Source organism: Paraburkholderia heleia NBRC 101817 (assembly GCF_000739775.1).
GTDB lineage: Bacteria > Pseudomonadota > Gammaproteobacteria > Burkholderiales > Burkholderiaceae > Paraburkholderia > Paraburkholderia heleia.
The window spans coordinates 26,497-35,502 of sequence record NZ_BBJH01000063.1 but is presented as its reverse complement, the minus strand read 5'-3'; the positions used below and the strand labels follow the sequence as shown (position 1 = coordinate 35,502).

The window sequence follows — 9,006 nt, the reverse complement described above, 5'->3', positions numbered from 1 at the left end:
AGCGGGAAGTGGGCGAGGTGGACGTTGCGCGCATATGAACGATCAAAAAAAAACCCAGCGGACGCTGGGTGAAATGAGTTGCCGCTCCTGCCACGGACGGCAACCGGACGTTTCCGTCCGACAAGCTGAGGACACAACAATGTCATGGGACCACGCACACTGCTCACTGAAAGCGTACTGCAATGATAGGTCACGGCATGACATTTCGCCAAATCTAACCGGAAAAACTTAAGCGAAACTTAAACCATCGAGCCTGGAGGCTGCATGGGTGCATTCAAGGCATCGCGCCGTTGCCGGGGGCGAAATACGGTGGCAGTTCAGCGAATTTATGTCTAGACTGGACCGCGAAAACCGAGTCTTGATGCTTCGCTCTTCAACCAGGTTCCGGAGCCCGTCATGAGCCTGAATCGATCGTTTATCGCCATCCTGCTGCTTGCGCTGCTGGCCGGTTGTCACTCGGCAACGAAGGCGCCTGAATCTTCCGGCATGGCCAACATGAACGCAGCCACCTCGCAGCCGGTCACCGGATCGACCTCGACAATGGACGAGCTCAACAATCCGAACAGTCCGCTGGCGAAGCGCAGCGTATACTTCGATTTCGACAGCTACACGGTCAAGAGCGACGATCTGCAGTTGCTGCACGCGCACGCCGACTATTTGCGAAGCCATCCGGCGCAGCATGTGCTGATTCAGGGCAACACGGATGAACGGGGCACGGATGAGTACAACCTTGCGCTCGGCCAGCGCCGCTCGGAGGCGGTATTGCACGAACTCGAGGCGCTCGGTGTGCCTGACTCCCAACTCGAAGCGGTGAGCCTTGGCAAGGAGAAGCCGGTCGCCCAGGGGCACGACGAGGCCTCGTGGGCCCAGAACCGGCGCGCCGACCTGGTCTATCGCCACTAGCCGTTTGGCCAGCGTGGTCTTCCGCCCTCACCGGTGAGGACCGTGCGGGACCGGCCATGGCGGGCGCTATTCTCTCTCCTCCCTGAATGCCCAGCCAAAAGACTGCACCTCCGACTTGTGCAACGCGGCGAGCCTCAGCAGGCAGCGTTCGCCTACCTGTGTGAGGTGTACCTGCACCTCACGGCGGTCGTGGGCGCTGGGCACACGGACTACAAGCCCGGCCGCCTCGCACCGCGTGACGAGCGCCACAGTGCCATGCGAGGACGCCTGCAGCCGTTCCGCGATCTCGCCTACGGTAGCCCAGTCGCGGTCGGGGAAGGCGCGTGTATGCAGCATCAGCATGTACTGAAGCGGCGTCACGCCCTCCGCGTGCGTGATTTCCTCCGACACCCGCAAAAATCGCCTGAGACGATACCGGAACTCCGAAAGCTCCTCGAGGTCGGCCCTCGTCACCTTGTCGGTCACTTTTCGGGGTTTCGGTGGCATAGGCCTGTCCATATTCTTCGGGGTTCAGACGGAAAAAGCTCACTATGTGACGTAAAATACAGGCGCATTCGCGTCGCTGTGCAAAACGTCATTGTAAGGGAGTGGCGGCAACTGCCGGTTTGCACCGTGAACTGCCGGTCCTTGAGAGATGGGACGCACCGCATCGTGCGGCTACCAGCGCAAAAGTGTTGGGCCGGCCATCGCACCTATTACTGAGACAAGACCCATTCCCGCTACGTACCAGATGCTCCAAAAGGCAGGGCTCATCTCCGGGCAGTGAAAGCAATACGCCATGGTGGCGATGGAACTAGCCAGTAAAGCGGCGGCAGCGCCGGCCAATCGCAGGTTGGTCGGTCCGAGTCCCTTTACGGCGAGGAACACCGTCACGAATCCTGGGATCGAGAGCAGCAAGATGTTGAACGGACACGATCGCCAGGAAAGCCCCAGGATTAGCGACGAGCGGTCCTCTGGGGCGGCAGCGCCTACCAGCAGTGCTCCCGCAACCCAGACCAGTACGACGGGTGCGCCGACGACCCACCATGCTCTACCCGCTTTAACGCCGGGCCGCGAGAGACGGCTGGTAGCGGCGAATGCGCCGATCGAGATGCAGGCAGGTAGAGCAAACTTTGCCCAGAAGAGCCCGGTCCGCGCCGCAAACGACAAGTCTGGACGCAGACCATATACGCCCTTCGTCAGCAGTAGCGACCCGAGCGCTGCGACGAGTAGCGCCAGGGCGAACCGGCGCGCCGCTATGCCTGGGTCGACGGGATCTGCCCGTGTTGCGAGAAGGGTGACAAGTTCTTCGGTGTTCAAACGGTGCCTCGCACTCTGGCTGCAAGCGTTTTCAAGCCTCTGTGGACGCTGACCTTCACGGCGGATTCCGAGAGTCCAGTCAAGCGTGCTGCCTCCGCGACAGACAGTCCCTGTAGCTTGACATGCAAAATCGACATTTTTTGTCTGATTGGCAGGTCCGCGAGCAACTTGCCGATATCTCGCCGCGCGTCGGCAGGCTCATCGTCGGCAGCCGCGAAAATATCCGCGTGGTCGTCGATCGAATCGGTCAGGGCATCCTTTCGTGCTCGTGCCCGGAAGAAGTCCATCAGCTTGTAACGCGCAATTGCGTGTACCCACGCCGTCAGTGGCTCACCAGGCCTGTATGTATGACGCGCATTATGCACCGCCAGGAGAATCTCCTGAACCAGATCCTCGACATCGTCATGAAAGTGGGGAAGTCGCTTGCGCAAATAACCGCGAAGATGACGTGTCAACTCAGCGAGAAAGTCTCGATACGCATCTGCGTCGCCTTCGAGACTGGCCTTAAAGGACGCTTTCAGACGATGTTCCGCGTTGTACAAAAGTCTTCTCCAGCGTTATCACGCTGAGTGATCGCGAACGGCTTGCGCGAGCTGGGGTTTGAGAGCGGAGAAACGGCGGTCCAGCGCTTCCGGGTCTTCGCGGTTTCCTGCCTTTACGTTGTTCACCAGGATATCAATTCCGCCCGGCACGCCGATGCCATTTGAGCCGCCGGTAATCAGGACTCGCTGCTGGGTGATTTTCATGACAGTGGTTCTGTGAGCGTGAGGTGCGAAGCCCGTTGGGATTTCCGCTGTCCATCGGACCTGCTGGGTTCGTCGCCCAGGCTATGAACGATAGTTGGACGGAAACAGGGCCCGGCGAGCCTCTTCATCCATCTCTTGCTTGAATGTATGGTCCGTCCCGACGCTTCGGGCGCGAACCGCGGCAGGACGCGCGTCAACCGCAGAGAACCAGCGTTTCAGGTTAGGGAATTGCGCTAGTGGGTCATCGCTTCCTGGAAGCACGAACGTGACTCGTGCGACCCAGCCCCAGAGCGACATGTCGACGATGGAATAGTCGTCACCCAGCATGTAGTGCCGGGTTTGCAGATGTTCGTCGAGCACGCGGTAGTGCCTCTCGGCTTCACTGCGGAAGCGATTGATGGCATACGGCAGTTTTTCGGGCGCAGCGTGCTGGAAATGCACCGACTGCCCCGAGAACGGGCCGAGTCCTGAACTGATGAAGAACAACCACGACAGCATTTCAGGGCGGTCGGACGCTCCACCCAGGAACTTCCCCGTTTTCTCTGCCAGGTAGAGCAGAATGGCACTCGAATCGAACACTCGTACTTCTTTCCCTTCCGGCCCATCCGTATCAATGATTGCAGGTACCTTGCCGTTCGGATTGACGCGCCTGAAATCCTCCAGGTGCTGATGCCCCTTCTTGGTATCGACTGGCCGCAGTTCGTATGCGAGCCCGGTTTCTTCGAGGAAGAGCGCGATCTTTGCCGGATTAGGTGTTGGGTGAAAGTAGAAGTGGATCATGATCTTTCAATATCATTACGTGTGCTATCAACACAAATACAGTTGGTTTGCACATCGAGATTCGGCTTGCCAGCCGGAGACACTGATTTTAGAGCAACTGCTTTAGAATAGCCGAACGATGTCGTACATGCAATTTCGGCCGATGGGCCATCAGAGGTGAGAAGAGGACAAAATGGCTCGACCGCGCGAGTTTGACGAACATGCCGTGCTTGACGCAGCGGTTCACCGCTTCTGGGTTCACGGATACGAAGCGACATCGGTGCGGGAGCTTGCACAGAGCATGGGCATCACGGGAGCGAGTCTCTACAACGCATTCGGGGACAAGCGATCGCTCTTTCGAAAGGCGCTGGCGCATTATGTTGTACAGAGCTTTGGCGACCGGGTATCCCGCTTCGAACATCTGCCGCCGAAGGATGCAATCACTTCGTTCTTCCAGGAGATTGTCGAGCGTTCGATCTCCGATAAGGATCGGAAGGGGTGTCTGCTCGTCAACTCCGCTCTCGAGGTTGCGCCACACGACCCGGAGTTTCAGGAGACTATTGCTGGCGTGCTCGTGCAAGTCGAGGCTTTTTTTCGACGCTGTGTCCAGGCCGGACAGCGCAGCGGTGAGATATCGGATCAGCAATCGGCGGACGACATTGCCCGGACGCTTTTGAGCATGTTGCTTGGCATCCGGGTCCTCGCGCGCGCCAGACCGGAGCGCGAGTTGCTCGAGGGCTTGTTGCGACCCGTGTACGCATTGCTGAACAAGCCACGCTAAGTGATTTTTTGAACCGGGTGTAACCAGAACGCTGTTTGCAGCGAACTTGTTGTCGACGCAGCGGGCGTTTAGCTGCCGACAAGCATATAAAGCCTTTAAGCAAAATCGCTCAATCAGGATTCCCAGGATGGATGCCAGGTCGATTCACTTCTCATGCACGCTCTGCGGGCAATGTTGTCATGATCTGCGGCTTCCACTAAGCCTGAATGAGGCTGAAAGCTGGTTGAAGGACGATGGCGAGCTTGAGATATTCGTAGAGGCAATCCCTTGGCCAAGTGAACCTCCTGGCGACAATTTGCAGGCCGCACACAAAAAGGGCCGGTCGTTTCCCGCGATGTGCGGAGCGCTCCCTATACGCGTAATTGCAACTTTCGTGGCCTCGTTCAGCGGGCCATGCCCGAATCTCCTCGACGATATGCGATGCGGTGCATACGAGAAACGGCCTGGAGTCTGCCGCATTTACCCCGCTGAGGTAAACCCGTCGCTCGAGTTGGTTCCTTCGACGAAATCTTGTCCGCCAGACGCCTGGACCGCTGAAAAGCCGCTCTACCTGGCCCAGGGGCGATTGATGGACGCGGCTACTGTCGAGCTGATAAAGCAGGCACGCCTGGCGGATATTGTGGACGCTCCCAGAAAGGACGACATATGCAACGTGTTGGGACTGAGGCACTGTGCTCTCGCGAATGAAGGATTCTCGGTCTTCAAGGTCGACAGGGACGCGGCGCTGAATGCAATGGAGAAATCCCGAGGTCGCGTGGCCGGTGAGACTTTGGCGAGCCAGTGGACTTTCGTTTCCAATCAGCGAAGGAGTGTTGAGACGCTGAATTCAATCGATGCCCGGTGTATCTTTGCGACCTCCGAACCGGAAGCCACTTATCGCTATCTTGGTTTCCTCGAGGCTGCACCTTGAAACTCTGCAGCGCAGGTTCCCGACACGGAGAGGTGCCATCGTCGGCATGGTTACCTGAACGTGACCAGCCAGTTCGAGACGGCACTGGCGACGATGGCCCAACCCGCGCTCGCGAAGGGGCGGTGTCGCCGGCTAGATCGTCGTGGTGCTGAACCGGTCAACGTCGCAGTGCGTGTTACCAGCGTAGACAGCGGGGCGCGATGACCGCGCCGACGGCGGTCGTGACGATGATGGCAAGCACGTACCAGACCCCCCAAAACGGTACTGCCATCTCCGAACAATACAGCGAGTAGACGAGCAATCCCTGTGCTCCTGCCAAAAGGCCTGAGCCCGCGCCGGCCAGTGCGAGATGTGTCGGCGCGAGTTGCCTCATCGCATGTATCATCGCAGCAAGCGACGGAAGCGACAGCAGCACGATGCTCGCCGTCGTCGTGCGCCACGTCGTGCCGAGCATCAATTGAAGCCGATATCCATGTGGCGTTGCCAGCAGGATGCTGCCTGCGGAGAACAGCATCGTTGCGATAGGCAACGCTACAGCGAACGAGGCGAGTTTGATCGGTGCACCGGGACGGCCGAGTCGTTCCGCGAGCTTCATGGCAGTCGCGACGACGGCGAGCGGGAATGCGAGCCGCACCCAGAACATTGTCGTGAGAATCAGCTCGGGCATGTCGCTACGCACGCCGTATAGCGCGACAAGCAGGGTCGCGCTGCCGGCCAGGCCGCGGATCAGCGCGCGGTTGAGCAGCCTCGGCACGGCGTTATGCTCGACGGGCGAGGCCTCACGCGCAAGCTGACTGACCAGATCCCGCGTCTTCATGACCGGTGCGCGCGGTCCCCAAGCAGGTAGTCGATTGATATTGCGCCAGGACCCCATGCGGCGATACCGAGCGCCATGGCCGCCCATGTGATGTGGATGGGCCAGCCGTCCGGCACGGTCAGTTCGATGATACAGGTCATCATCAGCAGGCCTGCGGCGGCGAAGCGCGTGCCGAGTCCGAGCACGAGCAGCACCGGGAACGATACTTCGCCACACGCGGACAGGAACGCAAACACGGCCGGTGCCGGAAACGGATACGGGCCGCCCGGCAGATGGAGCTTGAACTCGTCCGTAAAGAGATAGATGGCCGTGTCGTTGAGCTGCAGGAATCCGTGCCATTTGAGGATGCCGGATTTCCAGAACGGCACAGCCAGCGCGAAGCGCAACACGAGCTGCACCAACGTCGGCTGCGCGAGCCGTTCGATGAAACGCCGTGCGCGCCCGATTGTGTGCGCGAGCGTTGCCGGGAAGGGCAACCTGGAGTCTTGCGGAGTCATTTGATCATTCTCCCAGTTGAACTGCGGTGAATACGCCGGACGCAATCATCGCGACGAGGTTGGCCGACAGGTCGAAGGCGTTGGTCTCCTCGAAGGCGGCCTGCGCGGCGGCGCCGAGTGGGACGCCTTCAATCAGCGCGGTAAGGAACGCGGCACCGCCTGCTGGCAGCCGCGAGACGATCACATCGCCGTCCGGCCGCGTAACAAGCGCGTCTTCAGCATCGCTCGAACGCAACGGCGTGCCGGGGGCATCCGCCCGGTTCATGGCGAAGATTGCGACGGCCGGATAACGCGAGCGCACGATGCGTGCGGCTGGATGGGCGACGAAGCGAACGTTCGCGAGAGAGCCTGAATCGATACTCGCGAATGTGCCAGCCTCGAGCGGCTCGGCATCCGCAGCGTGATACGCATCAAGCCACGCACGCTCGATGCGTGCTGTATCGGCGAGCCAGGGCATGTCACGCGCGTACTCGTATCTTTCGATAAACGATGGAAAGTCGCGGCCGTACTCGAAAAGCAATGGCGAAGCCGGCGGCGTGGCGCGTACGTGAAACCGCGCCATCGCGCGAAAAAACTCGATACCCGTGATGCGCTGCACGGCGGGATAGATGGCGGCTAGCGCGTCGATGAGGCTAACCGTGACGTTGTTCCGATAGACGTTGTAGCGTCTGACGACGCCTTTTCCGTATGTCGCCACGACACCCTCGGGCGCGGCCAGGTCGGGATGGGTCAGTCCCGGCGCAAAACTGGAAGCGTAGTCGCTCTCGTGTCGTTCATGCATCATGGCAAGCTCGCGCAGGATGCGGTACGCCGGATCCCGATTCGAATTGGGACGCGCGCCCGGCCATCATCTGCCGGGCAGCGTGCGCTTGAGCGCGCAGTTCTGGCCATGAAGGCAACTGGCTATCCCATTCGATCAACGTCGGCACCGATCCGGTACGCGCGATTACGTCGCGGTAGAGCGCCCAGACCGGGGCGGCGACTTCGCGGTCGTGGCTGTCGATGAGCAAAGGTGCGAGCTCGTCGTCCTGCTGGTCGCTATGACCCGCGAGGTGAATCTCGCCAACGTATTCGAGCGGGAAGTCCGCCAGGTAAGTGCTCGCCGAATAGCCGTGATTAGTCGCCGAAACGAAGACGTTGTTGACGTCGAGCAGCAGCCCGCAGCCCGTGCGCTGGGCGACAGCGCGGATGAACTGCGTCTCGCTCATCGTAGACGAGGCAAAGGCCACGTATGTCGACGGATTTTCGAGCAGCATCGTGCGTCCAATGGCTTCCTGCACCTGATCGATGTGCTGGCAGACTTTATCGAACGTCGCCTTCGTGTAAGGCAGCGGCAGCAGGTCGTTGAAGAACGTGCCGCCGTGCGACGACCACGCGAGATGCTCGGAGACGAGCGCGGGTTCGTAGCGCATGACCAGCTCGCGAAAACGCGCTAGATGGAGCGCGTCCAGTTCTCCCGGGCCGCCGATCGACATGCACACACCGTGCAGCGAAACCGGATAGCGTTCGCGAATCGCTTTCAGCGCGCGGTGAGGCGCGCCGCCCGCGCCCATATAGTTCTCGGCGTGCACCTCAAAGAAGCTGTCTTGCAGCGCGTCGTCGAGAATCGCCGTGAGGTGTTCGTGCTTGAAGCTGGTGCCAGCGAGCCCGGCCGTCCCGGGCGTTGCGTGGCCGGGACGGCCGGGCAAATGGGCCGCTGCTGATCGAATGGAAGCGTTCATGGCCGTCCCGTTTCTCTCGTCGTGATCAGGACTTGATCGGCGTGAGCGAGCCGTGACCGCCGCCCGGCACCTGGATGCTCGTGCACGTGCCGCCCTGGACGAATTTCCACGAGTTGCCCTGGAAGTCCATCGCCGACGTGCCCTGGCAGGTCGTGCCCGGACCGGCGGCGCAGTCGTTTTGTCCCTTCAGGGCGACGCCGTAGCACTTTTCCTTGTGAGCGGCGATGGCGGCGCCTTCTTCCGCTTTCGTGAGCGGCGCGGCATGAGCGACCGAAGCGAGCAGGCTTGCAACGGCGCCTGCGAGAAGGGCGGAACTGACAGTGGTCTTTGCGGACATGAGGATTCTCCAGTAGTTGGGTTGGAAGTATCCGTCGCGGATACACACGCTAATTCGCGGGATACCGGGCGCCGGTTACATGGATTGAGCGTATTTTTTCGTGCGAACTTGCGACGAGCAGGCGGGTATGAAGGCGCATTGACCGGCACAGGCTGCCGAACAATTCTTTTCGCAAAAAAGAGCAGCGAACTGTAACCGGAATGGCCAATTGAACGAACTGCCATTGGGAGCCACGA

Annotated in this window: 13 protein-coding genes; 3 read left to right on the top strand and 10 right to left on the bottom strand. The window is 60.2% G+C overall.

The window, feature by feature from the left end:
• The first annotated feature begins 396 nt into the window (after positions 1-396).
• Entirely contained in the window at positions 397-903 is a 507-nt protein-coding gene (gene pal, locus BHE01S_RS34455) for a peptidoglycan-associated lipoprotein Pal (protein ID WP_042272661.1), read from the top strand.
• A 66-nt stretch (positions 904-969) separates the two neighbouring features.
• On the opposite strand, the gene BHE01S_RS34450 is transcribed toward pal, so the two are convergent.
• The 5 genes from BHE01S_RS34450 to BHE01S_RS34430 form a co-directional block, all read right to left on the bottom strand.
• Entirely contained in the window at positions 970-1,401 is a 432-nt protein-coding gene (locus BHE01S_RS34450; RefSeq protein ID WP_042272659.1) for a MarR family winged helix-turn-helix transcriptional regulator, read from the bottom strand.
• Between the two features lie 159 nt (positions 1,402-1,560).
• Positions 1,561-2,202, bottom strand: coding sequence for a DUF1109 domain-containing protein (locus tag BHE01S_RS34445; RefSeq protein WP_042272656.1), 642 nt, complete (start codon positions 2,200-2,202; stop codon positions 1,561-1,563).
• Positions 2,199-2,744, bottom strand: coding sequence for a sigma-70 family RNA polymerase sigma factor (locus tag BHE01S_RS34440; protein ID WP_042272653.1), 546 nt, complete (start codon positions 2,742-2,744; stop codon positions 2,199-2,201). The genes BHE01S_RS34445 and BHE01S_RS34440 overlap by 4 nt, the downstream gene beginning before the upstream one ends.
• 18 nt (positions 2,745-2,762) lie before the next feature.
• A complete protein-coding gene (locus tag BHE01S_RS38715) occupies positions 2,763-2,948 on the bottom strand; it encodes a hypothetical protein (protein ID WP_042272651.1) in 186 nt (61 codons plus the stop codon).
• Positions 2,949-3,029: 81 nt separating this feature from the next.
• The gene (locus BHE01S_RS34430) at positions 3,030-3,728 is read right to left on the bottom strand and encodes a glutathione S-transferase family protein (RefSeq protein WP_042272649.1); all 699 of its coding nucleotides are present in this window, start codon (positions 3,726-3,728) and stop codon (positions 3,030-3,032) included.
• A 172-nt stretch (positions 3,729-3,900) separates the two neighbouring features.
• Between BHE01S_RS34430 and BHE01S_RS34425 the strand changes: the two genes are divergently transcribed.
• Both BHE01S_RS34425 and BHE01S_RS34420 read left to right on the top strand, forming a co-directional pair.
• Positions 3,901-4,488, top strand: a complete 588-nt coding sequence (locus BHE01S_RS34425; protein WP_042272645.1) for a TetR/AcrR family transcriptional regulator — start codon at positions 3,901-3,903, stop codon at positions 4,486-4,488.
• A 127-nt stretch (positions 4,489-4,615) separates the two neighbouring features.
• The gene (locus BHE01S_RS34420; protein ID WP_042272642.1) at positions 4,616-5,398 is read left to right on the top strand and encodes a YkgJ family cysteine cluster protein; all 783 of its coding nucleotides are present in this window, start codon (positions 4,616-4,618) and stop codon (positions 5,396-5,398) included.
• Positions 5,399-5,573: 175 nt separating this feature from the next.
• Here BHE01S_RS34420 and BHE01S_RS34415 read toward each other — a convergent pair whose 3' ends face one another.
• The 5 genes from BHE01S_RS34415 to BHE01S_RS34395 are packed head-to-tail and all read right to left on the bottom strand — an operon-like array spanning position 5,574 to position 8,770.
• Positions 5,574-6,215, bottom strand: a complete 642-nt coding sequence (locus BHE01S_RS34415; protein WP_042272640.1) for a DUF1109 domain-containing protein — start codon at positions 6,213-6,215, stop codon at positions 5,574-5,576.
• Positions 6,212-6,712 carry a DoxX family protein gene (locus BHE01S_RS34410; RefSeq protein WP_042272638.1) on the bottom strand — a complete coding sequence of 167 codons (501 nt, stop codon included), beginning with the start codon at positions 6,710-6,712 and terminating at the stop codon, positions 6,212-6,214. Before BHE01S_RS34410 ends, BHE01S_RS34415 begins: the two co-directional genes overlap by 4 nt.
• Before the next feature lie 4 nt (positions 6,713-6,716).
• Positions 6,717-7,496: an HvfC/BufC N-terminal domain-containing protein gene (locus BHE01S_RS34405; RefSeq protein WP_042272635.1), complete on the bottom strand. Its 780-nt coding sequence runs from the start codon at positions 7,494-7,496 to the stop codon at positions 6,717-6,719.
• Complete coding sequence (gene bufB / locus BHE01S_RS34400) at positions 7,486-8,433, bottom strand: MNIO family bufferin maturase (RefSeq protein ID WP_042272632.1); 948 nt, start codon at positions 8,431-8,433, stop codon at positions 7,486-7,488. The genes BHE01S_RS34405 and bufB overlap by 11 nt, the downstream gene beginning before the upstream one ends.
• Positions 8,434-8,458: 25 nt before the next feature.
• Positions 8,459-8,770 (bottom strand): BufA1 family periplasmic bufferin-type metallophore, encoded by a 312-nt coding sequence (locus tag BHE01S_RS34395; RefSeq protein ID WP_042272629.1) that lies wholly within the window; start codon positions 8,768-8,770, stop codon positions 8,459-8,461.
• Between the last annotated feature and the right edge of the window lie 236 nt (positions 8,771-9,006).